The organism is Pedobacter rhizosphaerae (genome assembly GCF_900111155.1).
Taxonomy (GTDB): Bacteria; Bacteroidota; Bacteroidia; order Sphingobacteriales; family Sphingobacteriaceae; genus Pedobacter; species Pedobacter rhizosphaerae.
On record NZ_FOGG01000026.1, the window covers coordinates 43,199 to 63,361 of the forward strand.

Sequence of the window (20,163 nt, forward strand, 5' to 3'; positions counted from 1 at the left end):
GCTAATTTTGAAATTTAAACCGTCCCCAAACTCAGAATCTGTGCTTTATATTTTGAGGGGAGAATCAAATTTCTTATGGCCTTATGCATATGAAAACTTCTACTCATCTTATACGTCCAAAGGATTGGGATAATCAGTTTTCCTTTTCCAAGTTGAAGTAAATGGTTCACTTTTGAGGGTACAATAAGGGCTTGTATCTCACGCATTAGAAAATATCTGGCCGTGCCCAGGTGCTTTTTATATTGCCGGAAAAGATCTTTTGAGAGGGGGCTGTACGCTAAATTCTCCGCTAATTGCTGCGCGTGTTGAATTTGCCATGCTGAAAAGTTTTGAGGTAAGCCAGTAATTTGCATTCGTTGGCCCATCCGATAAAAGGTGTCAAATATTTCTTCCTTTTCGGCTGAGCTGAGCTTTCTTTCCAATACCTCAAAAGAACGGATAGAATATTCAATGAGCATAAAAAGAACATCCCTGTAGGCCCAATCTGGAATTTGAGTACTTCTGGCCGCCTCAACATGCTTATGGATCATGGTAATTTGATCTATTGCAGCATGGGCTTCTTCAGAAGTAGAAAATACTATCTTTTGTGCATAGGCTACCGTCGAAAACAACCGGCCAAGAGGATCTTTTGGAAGCTTGCCTGTAAAGTATAGCCAGTCTACCGCCCTGTTTAAGCTAAATTCTGCTGCGGCACCAGCAAAAATAAAGAGGATAATGTCTGTATTACCCCATATCTCTCTTACAATGGAACCTTTCTTTACAAAATCCATAAGACTATTTTGCTTCTAGTATCTCAATTTTTCTACCTTTTTTATGACATAATAACAGCGGTATAACTCCAAATAATCCGAATGAACAATCTATCAATTGCCAGAATATCGGGATTTGCCTGAAGTTTCCAGCAATTAATGCCAGCGGAATAATGCAGATACAACAGAGGATACCAAACTCAATTACCCACTTATTTTTAATGGGATCCCTTAGCGGTCCGATAAAAAGAACCGCCAGCATGATATGAGCAAAAGCGAGCCAATCTGTACCATAACTCATAAACGGATAAAGATGGTTGGTATGTCTAATGCCCTCATAAACCTGTAGTAGCCAGGTTTGTAAGGCTACTGGAAAAACCTCACTATATCTAACCAAAAAAGCAATTTCTGATTCCATAGGAAAGGCTGTTAATCCACTTAGTGTCAAGCCTATGATAACAATCCAAAGACATATCCTAGATTGTGCTCTTAACTTTTGGATGGAATTTGTCATAAGTGTTTTTAAAAAGCGCTTTGTATTTCAAAGTAAATATTAAATTTTGACTATTCCAAAGAAATGGAGATTAATAATCTGAATGAAAGGAGTATTGAGCAGCTGTTGTTGAAACATATCTAAAGTGTTACCAAGGCTTCGCAGAAGTGTAATTAAGCATACACCATACTTTAATTTTATTTCTGGGGGGCAATTATTTATTTAATAAATGAAAGCGTTAAAAATGTTGCAAAGTCAAGCCAGGTGTACAACTTGTTTTAATTTTTGAAAATTTAAGGGTCGAATTCTATTTTCTATTTGCGATAATATGATTACATGGAAAACATAGCATGATGGAAGGTGTTGGGGAAATAGAAACAAAAGGCAATCTTACTTTGCGCTCTCATTGCCCTTACCTGGTGTGATTAGTGGCAAAATAGCTGCTTTCAAAAAATGACTGTTTAGTTGCTGGATTAAACTTAAAACAATAACTAGACTACATCTTAATAGCTAATAGTAGTAGTCCTTTTCTTTAAATGGTACAGTGTTTGATAAGGATGCCTAGTTGTTTATCTACTTACTAAAACGAATTACTGTGATTTTTTTTAAGATGTCTACAGGTGTAAAGCTGTGGGGGAATAGGCCATGATTAGATTGGGAAAAATTGTTCTTTTGGGGACAAGTATGGGGCTAATTGTTGATGAAAATGAGCAAGATATTCCTTTTGACTTATTGGATTGCCCGGAAGGATTATATATAGGAGCCAATGTTTCTTTCAATATTATTCAGTCGCTTGATGGCTTAATGGCAGCAGGTTTGCGCATGCTCAGCATATAACATTTGAAATATATTCTTTCTGCTCGCTGGTTCGGAGATACCACCTAAGTAGTTTGATAAATGATTATTTCATATTTTAATTGCAGGAAATTAGTTTTCCTTGCATTAATTACTATTTTTGAGCCCCCAATGCTATCCTGGGGGATAAATTAAAATATAGGGACGGCAGAAAATCCGCCTTAAAAAATGTAGAAAAAAATACTATGGACAAATTCAAACAAGTACAAGAAGTGATTGCTTCTGTTGAAGCAGATGTAACAAAATTTTATGATGGTGGTAATGCAGCAGCAGGAACACGTGTTCGTAAAGCTATGCAAGATTTAAAAGTATTGGCTCAAGAAATCAGAGCTGAAGTAACTGAAAAGAAAAACACTGCAAAATAATTTTGCATAACGTTTTGGGAAAAACAAAGCTTCTATTCGAAAGGATAGGAGCTTTTTGCATTAATAAGGTTTGATTAATCAATAAAATTAAGCGAAAACTGTAAGCTGTTAAAGTCTATTTGAGTTGGAATTGGGAGGGGAAACAATCAATTAAAAAAGAAGGCAGGACGTATCCGCCCTGCGCCTTGTCATCACCCGTCCATCCGGAACGCAGTTCGTATAATTAATAATACGCATCAAAAATGCTCATTCCTATTCATCTCCACCAAGTGTTATTGATCAAACAAGGTATTTTGTCGATATCAACCTATAATCTGTCGATCTATATCAAACCAAGGAGATGTATTTGTAGTGGAATTATGATTTAGATGTCTCCACAGTATTGTAAAAATTTTAAAGGAGGAAAATCTGGCTGCATAAGTTAGAATTGATTGTTTGAATTTCGTAACCATTTATTTGAATTGCATAACATCCGGATAACAATTGTGAATTAACTTTGTTATGGTAATTACTGTAAATTAAAATTATGATAGCAACAAAAGGATATGCGGCACAAAGTCCGGAGACAGGTCTTGCGCCATGGAATTTCGAACGTAGAGAAGTAGGGCCCCACGATGTACAATTCGAAATACTTTTTTGTGGAGTATGCCACTCCGATCTTCACCAGATTAAGAATGATTGGTTTCCTGGTATTTTCCCTATGGTACCTGGTCATGAAATCGTGGGTAGAGTAACTAAAGTAGGCGACCATGTAAAGAAATTTAAAGTAGGAGATATTGCAGGTACAGGATGCATGGTAGATTCTTGCCAGGTTTGCGAGAACTGTAAGCAGGATTTAGAACAATACTGTCTGGAAGGAAATACTCAAACTTACAATGGTTTAGAACGCGATGGAAAAACGCCTACCTATGGAGGTTATTCTGATTCTATTGTAGTAAGAGAAGAATTTGTATTAAAGGTATCTGATCAATTGAACCTTGCAGCAGTAGCACCATTGCTTTGCGCTGGTATTACTACTTATTCGCCATTACGCCACTGGAAAGTAGGTAAAGGACATAAATTAGCTGTATTAGGTCTTGGTGGTTTAGGACATATGGCTGTTAAATTTGGTGTTGCATTTGGCGCTGAAGTAACGGTATTAAGTACTTCTCCTAAAAAAGAAGAAGATGCAAAGAAATTGGGAGCACACCATTTTGTAGTAACTACAGACCCTGCTCAGATAGAAGCGGCTAAAGGACAGTTTGATTTTATCCTGGACACCGTTTCTGCAGAACATGATTTCAATCTTTATCTTTCGCTGTTAAAAACAAACGGAACGCATATTTGCGTAGGGGTTCCACCTAAGCCAGCACAAATTAATGCATTTAGCTTGTTGGGCGGTAGAAAAAGTTTAGCGGGATCTGGAATTGGAGGGATTAAAGAAACCCAGGAAATGCTTGATTTTTGTGCTGAAAACAACATTGTTTCAGATATTGAGATGATCGATATTAAAGATATTCATCAAGCTTATGAGAGAATGGAAAAAGGAGATGTTCGCTATAGGTTCGTAATTGATATGGCTACCTTATAAGCTAACTTCAAATTGCCCAGGTATCGAAAGAGGGTGTATCATAAATCAATAAATCTCTTGAGTGTTGTCCCGATTTTTTTCGGCCATTCAGGAATGGTCAATTGAATTTATGATGTATCCTCTTTTGGTTTAAATTAGACCTGTAAACACCTTTTTACATCTTTCCATTTATCTTGTAAAGCAGGTTAATCGGTTAATTTAAAGTCTTTGTCTTTATGATTAAAAAAATGCAACTTGCAGGATCAAATACCTGTAAAGATGGCAAGAAAAGTTACTGACGGTCCTATTAGGAACAAGGAGAGAACGAAAAAGAAAGTAATAGATGCCTTGGGTAATATCTTAAATAAAGATGGATTTTCGGGCTTAAATATAAGTAAGGTAGCCGATAAGGCTGGTGTAGACAGAAGGTTAATTTACGATTATTTTGGTGGGCTGGAAGGCGTGGTGAAGGAATATCTAAATGCCAAAGATTATTGGAAAATTAATGAAGAAGATGTAGAAGGGATCATCGCATCAAACAAACATGATTTCGGAAAAACATTGGCTACAGATATATTAGAGAAAACGTTTGATAGCCTCATGGAAAATGCTGAAATGCGGAGGATTATCACCTGGGAGCTGAGCGAAGATCTTCAGCCTTTAAAAGAATTAAATCAGAAGCGCGAGAAATTAGGGGAGATCCTGTTAACAGAGATTATTGACGATCACTTTAAGGGTAAGGAAAAAAACTTCAGGGCAATAGAAGCTATTTTATTTAGCAGTGTTTACTATTTAACGCTACATGCCCAAATGAATATGGGGCCATTTTGTGGTATCGACCTTAAACAAGCAGAAGGTCAGGCAGAATTAAAGAAAACGATCAGGCAGATAATAGATTGGGCGTATGATTAGTGCTTAGGAGATCTTTCCTGGAATAAAACCACCTAAGACACCTCAGACATCAAAAACTAAGATGCCTTAGATGCCTAAGGTGGTGAAAAATCGATGTTACTTATTCTCTGTCAACAATCCAGCTGTATCCACTGATTTGGCTTCTTCCCACCAGTTTAAAGGAAACCTGATTTCATCAACAGAACTGGCAATCATATCTGGTTTAAAGGCGTAATGACCTAACCTGTCTTTGCTCGAAATGCCCGACAAAACAAGGATTGTTTTATATCCCATTTGTACACCACCCTGAATATCTGTTTCCATCGTATCACCAATAACAGTAGTTCCGCTGGTCTCCAAACCTAGAAACTTTCTAGCCGATCTCATCATCACCGGACTCGGTTTACCTGTTACAAAAGCTTTTCTGCCTGTAGCTTCTTCAATCATGGCTGTTGTTGCTGCAATACCCAAATTATTCCATCCCGGTCTCTTAGGTGATGGATCACGATTGGTGGTAATAAATTTAGCGCCTGCCAGAATCATATCTACTGCACGCTGAACCATTTCAAGGGTAAAGTTTCTGCCTTCACCCAATACAACAAATTCCGGGTCTGTGTTCACTAATGTAATCCCATTTGCGTGTAAACTGCTTAGTAAACCTCCTTCACCGAGTACATATGCTGTTCCGTTTGGGCTTTGGTCTGAAAGAAACTTTGCTGTAGCCATTGCACTGGTATACACATGACTTTCATCAACCGTTATACCGAGGCCCTTAAGTTTACGCACTACCTCAAGGCTAGTTCTTTGACTGTTATTGGTCATAAAGGCGAAAGGAATATCCTCATCAAGGAGTGTTTTTATAAACTTGTCTGCGCCAAATATCAATTCTTCCCCGCTATAAATCACCCCGTCCATATCTATTAATAATCCCTGTTTCATTCTTCTATACTATATTGATCAATGCAAAATTGCGGTGTTATTTAAATGTAGAGTGGCACCATCTTTCTCCAGTAGTGTGGGCGATGGGCATTGCTTTCCCAAGTGTGGAAATGGTTACTGATGCCTTTTTGCCACAATATACTGCTTAAATATTGATTTCCGCTTAAAAATGGATCGGTTTCACCCACCGCAATAATGATCTCCATTTTCCGAAGGGAATCAAGTAGCTCAGTATCATTTAGATTGCTTAAAAACTGGGCTGGCATATTAAAGTAGATGGTTTCGTTACGAAAACCACTCAGTAGATCGCGGAAATCTCCGGGCGCTTCTGTGAGGTCGTACCTTCCACTAATACCTACTGCTTTTTTAAAGAGTAGCGGATATTTCATGGCCAGGTTAATGGCATGATAAGCACCCATGCTACATCCGGCAGTTGCGATATAATCGCCGCCATTTTTAAGGTTTATAAATGGCATCACTTCTTCTAAAAGGTACTTTTCATACTGTAAATGCCGCTCCATCCGTGCAGGTGGACAAACATGCTCGTTGTAAAAACTCTCCCCATCAATGCTGTCTACACAAAAAAGCTGAAGTTCGCCATTTTCAATCTGATTTCTTAAGGAATCGATTATTCCCCAGTTTTCATAATCGTAAAATCTGGCCATTCGGGTTGGAAAGAAAAGAACTGCTCTTCCCGCATGTCCGAAAATCAAAAGCTCCATATGCCTTTGCAGATTATTGCTAAACCATTTATGGTATTCCCTGTTCATCGCTAAATCTTTGAGAGAAAATTAGCGCTCTGATATTATTTACATATTAATAAAAGGTAATGATTACCCTAACTTTTCGGAAACAACAGCGCTCCATAAACGATATCCTTCTTCGCTTAAATGCAGGCCGTCATGATCGAAATATGCCGGGTTGGGGTTTCCCTGTTTATCAAGCATTTTCTTAAATACATCAATAAACTTCCAGTTGCCATTCAACCTAATGATCTCACTCTCAATTAAATTATTGGTGTATTTAAATTGATCGGCCTTATGCCATCTTGAAATACTGGGTTTCAGGGAAATAAAATAGCAGGGTAAGGGGCCAAACCTTAAATTCGCCTTCACCATTAACTGTTGAAAGAAAATGAATATTTCCTCCGGATGCCTGCCATCTCCCAAATCGTTATCTCCTGCATAAACAACCAGGGCCGTTGGGGTGTATTCCATCATAATGCGTTCGAAAAACCAAACACAGGCAGCAAGGGTTGATCCTCCAAAACCTAAATTGGTAACCTTTCTACCAGTAAAATCACTATCCAGACTATTCCACAACCGAATAGAGGAACTCCCATAAAATATGATACCCGGATCGTACCTTTTTGCCCCATTATTGCGTTCAAGTTGCTTTACCTCTTCTTCGTACCAATACATATAGGTTAAAGATAATGACTTTACGTTGCGATAAATTAGCTGGTATGTTAAGTTTATGTGTACAATCTAAAGAATAGGCATTCAATCACTCAATCATTCTCTCATTCAATCACTTATTCTCCATTATAGATTTTGACTATCAAAATATAGAATTAAATGATTGTTATTATATGCCCGATTGTTTTAATTTTATACTACCAATTAATCTCCAACGAGTAATATTATTCATTCATAAACGATAACAAAACATGGAAAAAGGATCAGACGATATCAGCAAATGCCCGTTTCATAACGGAAGCATGAAACACAATGTAGCTGGTGGTGGAACCAGAAATGGCGACTGGTGGCCCAATCAGTTAAAGCTTAATATTCTGCGTCAGCACGCTACACTTTCAAACCCAATGGATAAGGAATTTAACTATGCTGAAGCCTTTAAGAGCCTTGATTTGGCAGCTTTGAAAACTGATTTACATGCGTTAATGACTGATTCGCAAGATTGGTGGCCGGCAGATTTTGGTCACTATGGCGGCTTATTTATCCGCATGGCCTGGCACAGTGCTGGTACTTACCGTGTAGGTGATGGAAGGGGTGGAGCAGGTGCCGGATTACAACGTTTTGCACCGTTAAATAGCTGGCCGGATAACGTGAGTTTGGATAAAGCCCGCAGACTGCTTTGGCCAATTAAACAAAAATATGGTCGCAAAATTTCCTGGGCAGATTTAATGATCCTTACCGGTAATATCGCCTTAGAATCAATGGGCTTTAAAACCTTTGGATTTGCAGGTGGACGGGAAGATGTTTGGGAAGCTGATGAGTCGGTATACTGGGGATCTGAAAAGACCTGGTTAGGAGGCGATATTCGTTACGCGCATGGGTCTGATGGTGTAGGAAAAGGAAATGGGGTACTGGTTTCTGATGATAATGCAGATGGGGATGTTCATACACGTAATTTAGAAAAACCTCTTGCTGCGGTGCAGATGGGTTTAATATATGTAAATCCCGAAGGTCCTGATGGCAATCCTGATCCTGTTTTAGCTGCTAAAGATATCCGTGATACATTTGGACGTATGGCGATGAATGATGAAGAAACGGTAGCCCTGATTGCCGGAGGACATAGCTTTGGTAAAACCCATGGTGCTGCCTCATCTGATCATGTTGGCAAGGAGCCAGAAGCTGCGGGTATCGAATCGCAAGGCATGGGATGGAATAATAGCTTCGGTTCTGGTAAAGGGGCAGATGCCATTACCAGCGGACTCGAAGTTATCTGGACCAAAACGCCTACCCAATGGAGTAATAATTTCTTCGAAAATTTATTTGGTTTTGAATGGGAATTATCGAAGAGTCCGGCAGGAGCACACCAATGGGTGGCTAAAAATGCAGAAGCCATTATTCCTGATGCTTTTGATGAGGCTAAGAAACATACCCCAACCATGTTAACTACGGATCTTTCTTTACGTTTTGATCCTGCGTATGAAAAGATATCCAGACGTTTCCTGGAAAACCCTGACGAGTTTGCTGATGCCTTCGCTCGTGCCTGGTTCAAATTAACCCACCGTGATATGGGGCCTAAAGAGCGTTACCTTGGTCCGGATGTACCGCAGGAAGAGTTGCTTTGGCAAGATCCTATCCCAGCAGTTAATCATCCTCTGGTAAATGAAGGTGATATTAATGCCCTAAAATCGAAAGTGCTTGGTTCAGGGTTAAGCATTGCCGAATTGGTTTCTACAGCCTGGGCATCTGCATCCACTTTTCGTGGATCAGATAAACGTGGAGGAGCAAATGGTGCCCGGGTTCGCTTAGCACCACAAAAGGATTGGCAGGTAAATAACCCGGCACAGTTACAAAAAGTATTAGGGGTACTGGAAGGTATTCAAGCCGAATTTAATAGCCAACAGGCAGATGGTAAAAAGATTTCTTTGGCCGACTTGATTGTTTTGGCAGGATCTGCGGCTGTAGAAAAGGCAGCACAAGATGCCGGACATGCGATTGAAGTAACTTTTGCTCCCGGTAGAATGGATGCTTCGCAAGCACAAACCGATGTAGAGTCATTTGGTTATCTGGAACCCCTTGCCGATGGCTTCCGTAATTATCGTAAATTAAAATTAGCTGCCTCTACAGAAGAATCGCTCATTGACAAAGCGCATTTACTCACTTTAACGGCTCCTGAATTGACAGTGTTGTTGGGTGGTTTGCGTGTGTTGGATACTAACTTTGATGGTTCCAAAAATGGTGTGTTTACTACACGTCCAGGAAAATTAACCAACGATTTCTTTATTCATTTACTGGATATGGGAACGACCTGGAAAGCGGCTTCCGAAGATAAGGAATTATATATTGGCAGCGATCGTACAACAGGTCAACCGAAATGGACTGCTAGCCGGGCTGACCTGGTATTCGGGTCTAACGCTGAATTAAGAGCCATTGCAGAAGTTTACGCCAGTTCGGATGCCAGCGATAAATTTGTAAAGGATTTTGTAGCCGTTTGGACAAAAGTGATGAACCTGGATCGTTTCGATCTGGTTTAAATAGTGGATTAAAGTATATTAAAAGCGTTCCGGATTTATTCGGGGCGCTTTTTTGTTAGGGGAATGTTAGATTGTGTTAGGGAGGAAGTTTTATAGTAAGTTGTATGTTATAAGTTGTATGTTATAAGTTTTAAGTGGTAAGTCTGGGCGTTCAGTTCACTGGTTCATTAGTTCATTGGTTCATTGGGCAGGGTGCAATAACCTCCAAAACCTTACCCTGTATTCCTACCAATAATTTTCACCCATCAACAATCCGTCATCCTCGCGCATGCGGGGATCTTATTGCGATACTAGTTCATTAGTCATTGGTTCATTGGGCAAGATGTAATGACCAACCTACAGGGTTCCTATTTGGCTAAAGCACGATCCTGCTTCCCGCCTAATTTAGGAGGGGTTGGGGGTGGTTAATTGTAGTTTATTGGTTCATTAGTCATTGGTTCATTGGGTACGGTGCAATGACCAACCTACAGGGTTCCTATTTGGCTAAAGCACGATCCTGCTTCCCGCCTAATTTAGGAGGGGTTGGGGGTGGTTAATTGTAGTTTATTGGTTCATTAGTCATTGGTTCATTGGGTAGGGAGCGATAACCTACAGGGTCCCTATTTGACCTTAGATAATCAGGCACTCCGATTAATACCTATATTTTCTTTCATGGCCAATATGGTGAAAAAATAGGAGCCATGTGGTATAATGTTTTGGGAGTTTAGGTAATAGACTTGTGACCGCATTTTGTATCACCTCTTTGTGGCCAAATTTCCTATCTTAGAATAAAAAAATCTTGATTAGAAAAATTCTCTATTTTTTGCTGGTAACCTTGCCGATGATTGGGTATGCCCAAAGCGGTCGGCAGGATAGCATTCGCGTTGCAGTTGGGCCGGAGTACGATCAGGTGACTGACTTGCACCGTTTTCTTTTTGGGGAGAATTACCGAAAAATATGGGCTACACCGGTGATGGTTAAAGTACTTGATCTTCAGCAGGAAAAGGGCGGTTTACAGATTGTTAAGCTGGGAGGAGGGATGCAAACGCGATCTTTACGCCTGGTAGATGTTTCGGGTAAGGAATGGGTACTGCGAACCCTGCAAAAATTTCCAGAGCGGGCATTGCCTCCGGGCCTGAAGAAAACCATTGCCAGAGATATATTGAAAGACCAGGTTTCTACCGCCAATCCCTTTTCTTTCTTAACCGTTCCAAAACTGGCTTCGGCACTGGGAATACCACATTCTAATCCGCAAATTGTTTATATAGGCGATGATCCAGGTCTGGGAGAATACCGAAAGGATTTCGCCAATAATGTATATCTCTTTGAAGAGCGGGAGCCCGAAAGTTCTGTTAAAACTGATAATACAGAAAAAGTGATTGCAAAGCTAAAACAGGATAATGATGTGGCGATAGATCAGAAAACAGTGCTGCGGGCAAGGCTTTTAGATATGCTGATTGGTGACTGGGATCGTCATGAAGACCAGTGGCGATGGGATAAAGTAAAAGCAGATGGCAAAACCTTGTATACACCTATCCCACGTGATCGAGATCAGGTTTATTATCGTACGGAAGGTGTTTTCCCCTGGATTGTTTCTCATCAATGGCTGAAGTCAAAATTTCAGCCTTATCACGAAGAAATCAGAGATATTAATGGCTGGAATTTTAATGCCCGGTATTTTGATAGATTCTTTTTAAATCAATTGTCAGAGCAAGATTGGTTAGCACAAATTAGGTTCGTTCAGGAAAAATTGAGTGATGAGTTGATATATGGTGCCATGCAAACCATGCCTCCCGAAATCTATAAACTTTCTGGAAAAGAACCGGCAAAAACCTTTATTGCCAGACGGAAAAATCTCGAAAAGCAAGCATTAACCTATTATCGTTTTATTTCTATTTATGTTGATATTACTGCGAGTGATAAACATGAATATTTTGCTATCAATAACCTGGCAGATGGAAATCTCTCTGTGGTAATCCATAAGACGAAAAAGGACGGAACCGAGGATGGGATTATTTATCAGCGGGTGTTCAACCCAAAGATAACCAAAGAGATCAGGCTTTACGGTTTCGATGGACAGGATGCTTTTGAGGTATCGGGGACTGGTAAATCGCCAATAAAAGTACGGATGATTGGGGGTGGCGGAGCTGATCGTTTCAAAATTGATCCTGAAGTAAAAAACAAAAGTAACTTATATGTATATGATCGTTCTGATAAAGAAAATGCATTTCCTTTAAGCAAGGAGGCAAAAATTAGAACGGCAAGCGATAGTACAATAAATGCCTTTAACCGAACTGCATTTGTATACGATCGATCGGAAGTAGTGGTGCTGGCTGATTATAATAACGATTATGGAATCTCTTTAATTACTGGCTATAGAACCACCAAGCAAGGTTTTCGAAAAGAACCATATGCTTCCAGAAATGAGTTTCTTGTAAAATACTCTACGGTGAGGCATTCATTTCTCATCGATTATGCGGGAGATTGGAAGAAGGCAATTGGTAAAAATGACTTGAGTATCAATATTAATTCGCACGGACCTAACAATGTCAGCAATTTTTTCGGTATTGGTAATGAGAGTATTTTTAAGGAAGGCCCTAATGCCATGGATTACTTTAGAAATCGCTATGATTATGTAAATGCCGAAGTAGCCTTAAGCCGGAGCGTAGGGAAATTTAGACTGAGCGCCGGTTTAGATGCACAATTTTACAACAGTGCCGCGAGCAATAATGGTAATAATTTTTTGAATAGCTACGCTGCTACCAATCCTGGAGATAATGTATTCGACCTGAAATGGTATGCCGGCGTTTCTTTTCGGGCAAACCTCGATACCCGGAACAATCTGTTACAACCTACAAAAGGAGTGGTTTGGCGCAACACTATCAAGGCAGTACAGCAAATTGGAGATGAGCAAAACAGATATGGGCAGGTAAGTACTGAATTTAGTGCTTATTTAAATCCGGATCAGGATTCGGTATTGGTTATTGCTAATCGTACGGCCTTTGGCACCACCATTGGACAGGCGGCCTATTTTCAACAGCTTAAAATAGGAGGGCCGCAAACGCTGAGGGGGTATCATACCCGGCGTTTTACCGGAAATACAATGGTGTACAATAACTTGGAACTTCGGCTGAAGGTGCTTGATTTTAATTCATATCTCTTCCCTGGAAAGTTGGGCGTTTTGGGTTTTTATGACATTGGCAGGGTTTGGAGTCCTGATCAATCCTCAAAGAAATGGCATAATGGATATGGGGCTGGGGTTTATCTGTCGCCCGCAGACCTGATTTTAATTCAGGGTACGGTTGGTTTTTCTGAAGAAAGTACTTTATATTATATCAACTTTGGTTTTAGGTTTTAACCTTGATAGGGTTTCTTATCTAAGAGCGGTGATCAAATAACAGAGTTATAATCTTTAGTTGTAAATCAGTTAAAGCATCAAGAAGTTAAGAGGTATATCTTAACTCGTAATAGTTTACCAAAAACAATTAGCGTAAAATGATCAATAATCCTTAAATAGCTGTATGATCGTTCCGTAACCCATCCAAATCATGGTAATAACAACCGCTAAGCCAGAAATGGTAAGCCACAAAGGTTGTTTATAGGTGGCAATAATCTTCGAGCGATAAGCTGCGATTAACATTACGCCAAGTGCAATGGGTAAAATTAAACCATTTATAGCCCCAACAGCCAGAAGTATTTTAACAGGTTTTCCTATCAGGATGAATATCAGGAAGGAAATTAATATAAAAACAATCGTAATTGCCGGGTTAAGCTTAAGGATTGTTGGATGAAAGCTTTTGATAAAGGAAATGGAAGTATAGGCCGAGCCGACAACAGATGAAATTCCCGCGGCCCAAATCACCAAACCAAATACTTTATAGCCAAACTGACCGCTGGCCAGCTGAAATACAGATGCAGCAGGGTTTTCGGGATTTAATTTAGCGCCTGTACTCACTACCCCCAAAGCGGCAATAAATAAAAGCAACCGCATTACTGAAGCCAAACCAATGGCACTTAAAGCACCTTTGTTCACAGCTGGTAGGTTATCTATTCCTGTTTGTCTGGCATCTAATAACCGATGTGCACCAGAGAAGGTAATATATCCACCAACTGTTCCGCCTACAATGGTAAGCACCGCACTAAAACTGAATTGGGTAGGATTAACAGATTTCACCAGGGCTTCGGCAATAGGAGGGTCACTCACATAAGCAATGTAAAGTGCCAAGCCTATTTTGAGTAAGCCCATGGTCTTAGCGAAAGCATCCATTGCCTTGCCCGCTTCTTTATAAACGAAAATACCTATGGCTATAATGGCACTAATCATGGCTCCCTGTGCGATACTGATACCAAAAAGAACATTGAGACCTAAACCTGCCCCTGCAATATTCCCAATGTTAAAGGCAAGTCCGCCGAGAAAAACTAAAAAGGATAGAAAATATCCCGCACCGGGGAAAACCTTGTTTGCGATATCCTGAGCAGGTTGATCGGCTACAGCAATGATTCTCCAGATATTCAGTTGTGCAATGGCATCCAGAATTATAGAAAGGAGGATTACGAATGCAAAGCTTGCACCTAATTGTTCGGTAAAAACAGCCGTTTGCGTTAAGAAGCCTGGCCCAATGGCCGAGGAGGCCATTAAGAAAGCAGCTCCGATCAGGATACTCCAGTTGTGTTTTTTCTTCATTTAGCCGGTGACTTAAGCGTTATTCCTTCATTTTTAAGCTTTTCGCTAATCATTTTTGCAAAGGTTACCGCATGCGGCCCATCGCCATGCAAACATACTGTATCGGCATGTAGATTTACCTTTTTTCCATTGGTAGAAATGACTTCCTGTTTATTAACCATCATCAATACTTGTTCAATAGCCTGCTCATCACTGCTAATCATTGCATTATTAGCGCTACGGGGTGTAAGCGATCCATCATCCTGATAAGTACGATCGGCGAAAACTTCGGAGGCAGTTTGAATACCGGCTGTATGTGCAGCTTCGATCATTTTGCTGCCGGATAGGGCATAAAGGAGCAGGCTTGAATCAAAATCACTTACCGCTTGTACCACTGCGTTAGAAAGGAGCAGGTCTTTGGCTGCCATATTATAAAGTGCACCATGCAATTTAACATGGTTTAATCGGCCACCCGCGGCTTTTACAAAGGCATGCAGGGCACCGATTTGGTACAGCGTCATTTGGTAAGCTTCGCCTGGAGATATTTTAATTTCTCTTCTGCCGAAACCTTGAAGATCAGGAAGGCCTGGATGGGCACCAATCGCAATTCCCTTTTGGATGGCCATTTTAACTGTTTCCTGCATTACTCCAGGATCGCCGGCATGAAAGCCACAAGCAATATTGGCAGATGTAATGTAGTTCATAAGGAGCTCATCATCAGGCATTCGATAGTTGCCAAATGCTTCGCCCATATCGCAGTTCAGGTCAATCGTTTTATTCATAATATCATTTCTATGGCTAATGCCAATTTAGCGAGGTCTCTTTCCTGCTTTAAATATAATTTTTCTGCTGCTAATGGGCTAATTTCTTCGAATAGAATCTCATCTCCGGGTTTTAACTGGGCACAGATAGGCAAATCTACTAAGGCAACCTGTGCTATCCGCGGATAACCACCAGTAGTTTGGCAGTCGGCCATGAGTAAAATCATTTCCCCATCTCCATTTACCTGTATCGTGCCAGGGCAAACAGCCGTGCTTAAAAGTTCTGTCGATTGAACTCTTTTGAGTTTTGATCCCTTTAAGTAAATGCCCATTCTATTGCTTTTCAGGTCGATGGTATAGGTTTTAGAAAGCAAATCTACAATTGATGTCTCATCAAACCAGTTCGATTCTCCTCCCAATATTATCCTCACTACTTTCTGATTTTTTGCCCTAATTAAATCCTCGTAAATACCCCAGCGTGCATAAGATTTATTGCTGTTTTTAAAATCGTTTAGTAACTGAATATTAGTCTTGCTTAGTTTTTTACTGCCCGATAGCCAATCATTCACTTTTAAAGCCCTGCCTTCATAACCGCCAAACCCTGCAGGTGTGTAAGTGCTTCTGCTGTTTAAAACCAGTGGCAAATCCCATCCTCCGGGAACAGCCAGATAGGTTCTCGCACCGCTTGTGGTATTTTTCAGGTTAACTATTGTCCCTGCTTTAAGAAATATAGCTCTTGCAGCGGGGAGTTTTTCGTTATGGGATTGCAAAGTTGCCCCATTGCCACAATAGGAAAGTAAAATGTCAGTATCGCATTTAAATGATGCATTGCCGTAAGTAAATTCTATTACCGCTTCGGTATCTGAATTTCCGACAGCTAAATTGGCGATTCTGGCCGATAAGGTGTCCATTGCTCCTGAAATAGGCACAGCCTGAGATAAAAAATCGACTCTCCCTAAATCTTGAATTGTACTTAATTATCCAGGCTTTATAATGGTAATCTGCATCATTTACAAGAGAGATTGATAGTGATCAAGTGTGATGGATTGAAAGACCACTTCGTCGCCAGCCTTTAATAATGCCGGTACTGAACGGTTGGGGTCAAATAGTTTGAATGGGGTTTGCCCGATAATTTGCCAGCCTCCGGGAATGTCTAATGGATAAATACCCGTTTGTTCACCTGCAATACCTACAGCCCCGGCAGGCACTTTTGCCCTTGGTTGTTTTCTCCTGGGGGTAGAAAGGCGTTTATTGAGTCCACCCATATAAGCAAAACCGGGCACAAAGCCAATCAGGTGTACCAGGTAAGTGGCTGTACTATGGAGCTGAATAACTTCAGCTGTACTTAAGTTGGCATGAGCCGCAACCACCTCAATGTCTGGACCGAATTCGCCCCCATAATAAACAGGAATGGTAATCCGATTTCGCGGGGCATTGTTTTGAGTCTCGGTTATTTTTAGTGACTTGATGTAATCAGATACCTTTTGTATACATGTATTTCCTTTTAAGTCAGATCGATATACTTTAATGGGGTCGTAATGTACCGTTAAACTCGCGTAAGCCGGAACTGTTGTAATCAGGCCTGGAAATGGATTGGTATGCAGAATCTGATTAAATGCAGAAATACGATCTGCCAGTGCTAAACTAATTTCATCTCCGAAAACAATGGTAATCGATTTTTCATTTAAAGCATAAATATCTGTTATTAAATTCATCGCTTCAGACACAGGTAAGGCAGTTTTGTTGTTGAAATAAGGGTTTTAGTGAGCATTTCTTCTAGCTTACAAGATGCCAAAAAAATACCATGATGCCTAATTTTTGAATTTAAACTTTCCGGTATTCCTTTGGAAACAGGTCGAGGTGTTTTTTGAAAAATCTGGCAAAGTAGTTCGGGTATGATGTTTCATTATAAGCTGTATTTTGACTTATGGTGGTAATTTTTAAATCTTGGTAAAAATTATACTTTGTAAAGAAACTGAGGCAATGCTAAAAACTGACAATCGATAGAAATTAAAGTTATGTTTTTTAGCTTATTTAGCCGGTGTCAGTAATCAGTTTACAGTATTCAGTTTTCAGTTAAACAATTAAACGTTTAAGCAATTAAACAATAAAACCATTTCCCAGTTGCCACCCAAACAATTCAACAGTTAAGCGATTAGACAGTTAAACAATTAAAAACATTTACCCGATAAACAATGATAAATAAAAAAAACAACCATTATAGCATTAAGCTAAGCGAGATTGAACTCAAAGATGGAACTTCATCAGATAGATCAATCACTTTTGAATTTGATAATCATGATAATATTCTTGATTTGATTGAGCAGGTAAAAACCAAAGGGCTTTTTGAAAGTCCAGAAGAGACAACAGAATTTATCGTCGGTTTGAAACTCTTCAGTGAGGTAATGTTGCGGAATAGAGAGCACCCTTTGTTTGAAGAATTCCGTCCGGCTTTCGGGGAATTTATGAAAAAGCTAAAAGGGAAAAAATAGCATGAAGAAAATGTTAGGCAGGATGTAATGATAGAAAATGGCTAGCTAGGATAAGCAATGTAGTTATGTAAAATGGATATCCGGCGATCGAGCGTAAATTCCCTCTTCCATTAATCCATTTTACATCTTTTTTTTGCTTCTCAAGCTATTCTATCCATATCATTTGCGTAAATGCTCCATTAGCCGCAATATCCCATGCCTCTACGCGAACCCATTTCCTGCCGGCAAGATTGATGGGCCAGCTGAATTTTTGATTGCCAAATGCCCGGGTATTATTGAGGTTTATGCGTTCCCGGTAAACATTTTTTCCGTCTCCGGAAACAATTTCAGCATAATTCATTGGGAATGTCCAGTCTAGCTGCATATTAACTGTCGCCTTGCCCGTTTTACTTAAAGTTAATGTTTCTCCAGATTTTTTGCCATCAATGTTGAAGGATGGAATAACAACTTCTCCCGTAGAAACAAAAAATCTACCTTTTCGCATTACATCCAGTACAGGCTGCCAACCCTCGCTGTAGTTCGGGAGTTTATCCATTTCCAAATAATTTACATTTAAGTGGGCGTACATTTCATTCTGGTGGGTAATGGTAAAAATATCCGCTTCAGAAATGACCTGCTTTTTCAATCCCCAATTGGCCATATCGTCGCCCAGTTTTAATACTCTTTGGCTGAGCGTAGGGATGGATAAATCGGCTGGGATGGCTTTCCAGGCGGCACCAAGAAAAGTATCTGATTTGAAAAAGGGTTCGTCTTTATAGGCATCAGGATAGCCCGTTGACCCTTTGGTACGTGCATGAGCTGTCCAGGCGAGGCCTTTTTCCAGCTCCAAAAGCTTTAGCATTTCTGCTGAGTTTCCAATATGATAAACTTTGCCGAGTGCAGGATTTTCGGTTACAAAAGGCTCATCGGCTTTCCTCGACATTACCCAGTATACTGGTTTAGGGAAAAATGCCAACCAGTGGCCACCATAAAAATTATTGGCCTCTTCGCCCGGTAAAAGCAGGAAGTTGGAGTCGGATAAGCGTTTAGTCTGCTCAAAAAGTGCTTGCAGCTCTCTCAATCGATCGTTATCCGGACCTTTAGGATGGCCTGGCCCATGGAATTCAGCCAGTTTAACAATGTTTAAGCCATGTTTCTTCAATACGTCTACAAACTCAGGCTTTTCAGGAATAGGTTTTCCGGATAGGGCTACTTCGCTGATAAACTCGTTGTGAAAATGTGTAGACATCGTTTTAAAACCCGCAATGGGCTTGTAAGCATCACCATGTGTAAAAGCTTTAACTTCTGCCAGAGCCTGTTCCCCATTGCCTTCGGCTAGTAAACAAAAGAAATTTAATCGTTGTTGTGTGCCCGGAGGGGCATTAAACCAGGGAACATACCTATTGTCGCCCAAAGGATCCTGGCGAATACCCATTCCGAAGCCCGGGATTAATTGGTGATAATCTTTGCCATACCAGGTAAACTTAAGGTTAAAGGCTTCATCTAGTGGATAGAAATATTGGTGCGGGGCAGGGAAGAGGGCAAGGCTTCCGGTTGGGTTTTCTCCGATGATGGTACGATATTTTACTTCCACATTTTTGCTGACATCACTTGGTTGTGGTGTGATGTGATGCATTTGGTCCTGAACATTTGCCCAGGCCATAGATTTCCATAATGATCCTTTATTCACCAATCCGGCATCATAAAGAATGGCTGTAGAGTCTGTCTGGGTTGATAATACAGCAGCCACATTAAATAAAGGGCTTCCGTTGTAATAGGTTACTTCGATTGCCCCCTCAAAGCGATCAGCCCGGGCACCAGAAATGCGAACAATAGTTTGTTGCCCGCTGGTGGTTACTTTTGCACTTCGTTTATCAATGCTTACGAGGTACGATTTATACGGTTTTTTGGGTACACGATCGAAGAAAACATCCCAACCACCACTATTCGGACTCAGTGTGCGTTTGCCTACAGTAAGTACAAAAGCAGGATCAAGGCTTGAGGTAATTTCTTTAAGTATTTTTCCTTTTCCTAACGAAATGCTCCTGATGAGAGGTTTGCTCTTGTCGAGGTCGAGAATCATTTTTGCCGTTCCGCTTTTACCTGCCGGCCAGTTTACAGTAATTAATTTTTGGTTAACAGTTACGGTTGCGCCGTTCTTTTTTACAGCAGAGAGATCGACCAGGGGGGATTGAGCAAAAGAGGTAAAGCCGCAAAAAAGCAAGCCAATGAGCAGTGTTTTTTTCATAATTGGTTAGGTTGAAGCCACCAAAATACTGTATTTACCATCAATTATTACTTTTCTTTTTGCAATATTTTTGTGGTAAAATTGCTTAACTAAAAGCTTTTAGCTTGCAATTAAAGGGTTTGTGTACATGGGGGCTATGAAAAATGGGTAGGGCGAAACATCAGGGAATTTGGAGTGGATTATTTGCAGGCAAGAATTAAGCAGCAAAAGCATTATTCTTTCCAACATTAAGAAGTTAAGGGAAGTTAAGATAG

The 20,163-nt window shown here is 40.3% G+C and carries 17 protein-coding genes; 7 read left to right on the plus strand and 10 right to left on the minus strand.

What is annotated here, in order from left to right; genetic code table 11:
- Positions 1-14 precede the first annotated feature (14 nt).
- On the minus strand, positions 15-770 hold the full coding sequence (locus tag BMX11_RS17890) for an oxygenase MpaB family protein (protein WP_090886772.1): 756 nt from the start codon (positions 768-770) through the stop codon (positions 15-17).
- 4 nt (positions 771-774) lie between these two features.
- Complete coding sequence (locus BMX11_RS17895) at positions 775-1,167, minus strand: hypothetical protein (RefSeq protein WP_217643870.1); 393 nt, start codon at positions 1,165-1,167, stop codon at positions 775-777.
- A 720-nt stretch (positions 1,168-1,887) separates the two neighbouring features.
- Here BMX11_RS17895 and BMX11_RS24150 point away from each other — a divergent pair.
- The 4 genes from BMX11_RS24150 to BMX11_RS17910 all read left to right on the plus strand — a co-directional run bounded on the left by BMX11_RS24150 (position 1,888) and on the right by BMX11_RS17910 (position 4,923).
- Entirely contained in the window at positions 1,888-2,079 is a 192-nt protein-coding gene (locus tag BMX11_RS24150) for a hypothetical protein (RefSeq protein ID WP_139180222.1), read from the plus strand.
- A gap of 203 nt (positions 2,080-2,282) precedes the next feature.
- On the plus strand, positions 2,283-2,462 hold the full coding sequence (locus BMX11_RS17900) for a histone H1 (RefSeq protein WP_090886776.1): 180 nt from the start codon (positions 2,283-2,285) through the stop codon (positions 2,460-2,462).
- A 526-nt stretch (positions 2,463-2,988) separates the two neighbouring features.
- On the plus strand, positions 2,989-4,032 hold the full coding sequence (locus BMX11_RS17905; RefSeq protein WP_090886778.1) for an NAD(P)-dependent alcohol dehydrogenase: 1,044 nt from the start codon (positions 2,989-2,991) through the stop codon (positions 4,030-4,032).
- Between the two features lie 258 nt (positions 4,033-4,290).
- Entirely contained in the window at positions 4,291-4,923 is a 633-nt protein-coding gene (locus BMX11_RS17910; RefSeq protein WP_090886780.1) for a TetR/AcrR family transcriptional regulator, read from the plus strand.
- Between the two features lie 96 nt (positions 4,924-5,019).
- Here BMX11_RS17910 and BMX11_RS17915 read toward each other — a convergent pair whose 3' ends face one another.
- The 3 genes from BMX11_RS17915 to BMX11_RS17925 all read right to left on the minus strand — a co-directional run bounded on the left by BMX11_RS17915 (position 5,020) and on the right by BMX11_RS17925 (position 7,262).
- Positions 5,020-5,841, minus strand: a complete 822-nt coding sequence (locus tag BMX11_RS17915; protein ID WP_090886782.1) for an HAD-IIA family hydrolase — start codon at positions 5,839-5,841, stop codon at positions 5,020-5,022.
- A gap of 41 nt (positions 5,842-5,882) precedes the next feature.
- Positions 5,883-6,611: an esterase family protein gene (locus tag BMX11_RS17920; protein WP_175474607.1), complete on the minus strand. Its 729-nt coding sequence runs from the start codon at positions 6,609-6,611 to the stop codon at positions 5,883-5,885.
- 63 nt (positions 6,612-6,674) lie between these two features.
- On the minus strand, positions 6,675-7,262 hold the full coding sequence (locus BMX11_RS17925) for a GDSL-type esterase/lipase family protein (protein WP_090886786.1): 588 nt from the start codon (positions 7,260-7,262) through the stop codon (positions 6,675-6,677).
- A gap of 248 nt (positions 7,263-7,510) precedes the next feature.
- Here BMX11_RS17925 and katG point away from each other — a divergent pair, with 248 nt between their 5' ends.
- Positions 7,511-9,787, plus strand: coding sequence for a catalase/peroxidase HPI (gene katG / locus BMX11_RS17930; protein WP_090886788.1), 2,277 nt, complete (start codon positions 7,511-7,513; stop codon positions 9,785-9,787).
- A gap of 778 nt (positions 9,788-10,565) precedes the next feature.
- Positions 10,566-13,124, plus strand: a complete 2,559-nt coding sequence (locus tag BMX11_RS17935; protein ID WP_245738703.1) for a BamA/TamA family outer membrane protein — start codon at positions 10,566-10,568, stop codon at positions 13,122-13,124.
- Between the two features lie 141 nt (positions 13,125-13,265).
- Here BMX11_RS17935 and BMX11_RS17940 read toward each other — a convergent pair whose 3' ends face one another.
- Genes BMX11_RS17940 through pxpB form a run of 4 tightly spaced genes read right to left on the minus strand, consistent with a single transcriptional unit; the run spans position 13,266 to position 16,905 of the window.
- Entirely contained in the window at positions 13,266-14,450 is a 1,185-nt protein-coding gene (locus BMX11_RS17940) for an NRAMP family divalent metal transporter (RefSeq protein ID WP_090886792.1), read from the minus strand.
- The gene (locus BMX11_RS17945) at positions 14,447-15,211 is read right to left on the minus strand and encodes a LamB/YcsF family protein (protein WP_090886794.1); all 765 of its coding nucleotides are present in this window, start codon (positions 15,209-15,211) and stop codon (positions 14,447-14,449) included. The genes BMX11_RS17940 and BMX11_RS17945 overlap by 4 nt, the downstream gene beginning before the upstream one ends.
- The gene (locus BMX11_RS17950) at positions 15,208-16,158 is read right to left on the minus strand and encodes a 5-oxoprolinase subunit C family protein (RefSeq protein WP_090886796.1); all 951 of its coding nucleotides are present in this window, start codon (positions 16,156-16,158) and stop codon (positions 15,208-15,210) included. Before BMX11_RS17950 ends, BMX11_RS17945 begins: the two co-directional genes overlap by 4 nt.
- 42 nt (positions 16,159-16,200) lie before the next feature.
- A complete protein-coding gene (gene pxpB / locus BMX11_RS17955; protein ID WP_090886798.1) occupies positions 16,201-16,905 on the minus strand; it encodes a 5-oxoprolinase subunit PxpB in 705 nt (234 codons plus the stop codon).
- A 480-nt stretch (positions 16,906-17,385) separates the two neighbouring features.
- On the opposite strand from pxpB, the gene BMX11_RS17960 reads away from it, so the two are divergent.
- Positions 17,386-17,682, plus strand: coding sequence for a DUF3861 domain-containing protein (locus BMX11_RS17960; RefSeq protein WP_090886800.1), 297 nt, complete (start codon positions 17,386-17,388; stop codon positions 17,680-17,682).
- Positions 17,683-17,827: 145 nt separating this feature from the next.
- Here the strand turns inward: BMX11_RS17960 and BMX11_RS17965 are convergent, their stop codons facing one another.
- Positions 17,828-19,909: a CehA/McbA family metallohydrolase domain-containing protein gene (locus tag BMX11_RS17965; protein WP_090886802.1), complete on the minus strand. Its 2,082-nt coding sequence runs from the start codon at positions 19,907-19,909 to the stop codon at positions 17,828-17,830.
- Positions 19,910-20,163: the final 254 nt, after the last annotated feature.

Excerpts from the sequence above, each read along its gene's own strand:
- BMX11_RS17890 (WP_090886772.1), bottom strand. The coding sequence starts at position 770 with ATGGATTTTGTAAAGAAAGGTTCCATTGTAAGAGAGATATGGGGTAAT.
- BMX11_RS17895 (WP_217643870.1), bottom strand. The coding sequence starts at position 1,167 with ATGGAATCAGAAATTGCTTTTTTGGTTAGATATAGTGAGGTTTTTCCA.
- BMX11_RS24150 (WP_139180222.1), top strand. The coding sequence starts at position 1,888 with ATGATTAGATTGGGAAAAATTGTTCTTTTGGGGACAAGTATGGGGCTA.
- BMX11_RS17900 (WP_090886776.1), top strand. The coding sequence starts at position 2,283 with ATGGACAAATTCAAACAAGTACAAGAAGTGATTGCTTCTGTTGAAGCA.
- BMX11_RS17905 (WP_090886778.1), top strand. The coding sequence starts at position 2,989 with ATGATAGCAACAAAAGGATATGCGGCACAAAGTCCGGAGACAGGTCTT.
- BMX11_RS17910 (WP_090886780.1), top strand. The coding sequence starts at position 4,291 with ATGGCAAGAAAAGTTACTGACGGTCCTATTAGGAACAAGGAGAGAACG.
- BMX11_RS17915 (WP_090886782.1), bottom strand. The coding sequence starts at position 5,841 with ATGAAACAGGGATTATTAATAGATATGGACGGGGTGATTTATAGCGGG.
- BMX11_RS17920 (WP_175474607.1), bottom strand. The coding sequence starts at position 6,611 with ATGAACAGGGAATACCATAAATGGTTTAGCAATAATCTGCAAAGGCAT.
- BMX11_RS17925 (WP_090886786.1), bottom strand. The coding sequence starts at position 7,262 with ATGTATTGGTACGAAGAAGAGGTAAAGCAACTTGAACGCAATAATGGG.
- katG (WP_090886788.1), top strand. The coding sequence starts at position 7,511 with ATGGAAAAAGGATCAGACGATATCAGCAAATGCCCGTTTCATAACGGA.
- BMX11_RS17940 (WP_090886792.1), bottom strand. The coding sequence starts at position 14,450 with ATGAAGAAAAAACACAACTGGAGTATCCTGATCGGAGCTGCTTTCTTA.
- BMX11_RS17945 (WP_090886794.1), bottom strand. The coding sequence starts at position 15,211 with ATGAATAAAACGATTGACCTGAACTGCGATATGGGCGAAGCATTTGGC.
- pxpB (WP_090886798.1), bottom strand. The coding sequence starts at position 16,905 with ATGAATTTAATAACAGATATTTATGCTTTAAATGAAAAATCGATTACC.
- BMX11_RS17960 (WP_090886800.1), top strand. The coding sequence starts at position 17,386 with ATGATAAATAAAAAAAACAACCATTATAGCATTAAGCTAAGCGAGATT.
- BMX11_RS17965 (WP_090886802.1), bottom strand. The coding sequence starts at position 19,909 with ATGAAAAAAACACTGCTCATTGGCTTGCTTTTTTGCGGCTTTACCTCT.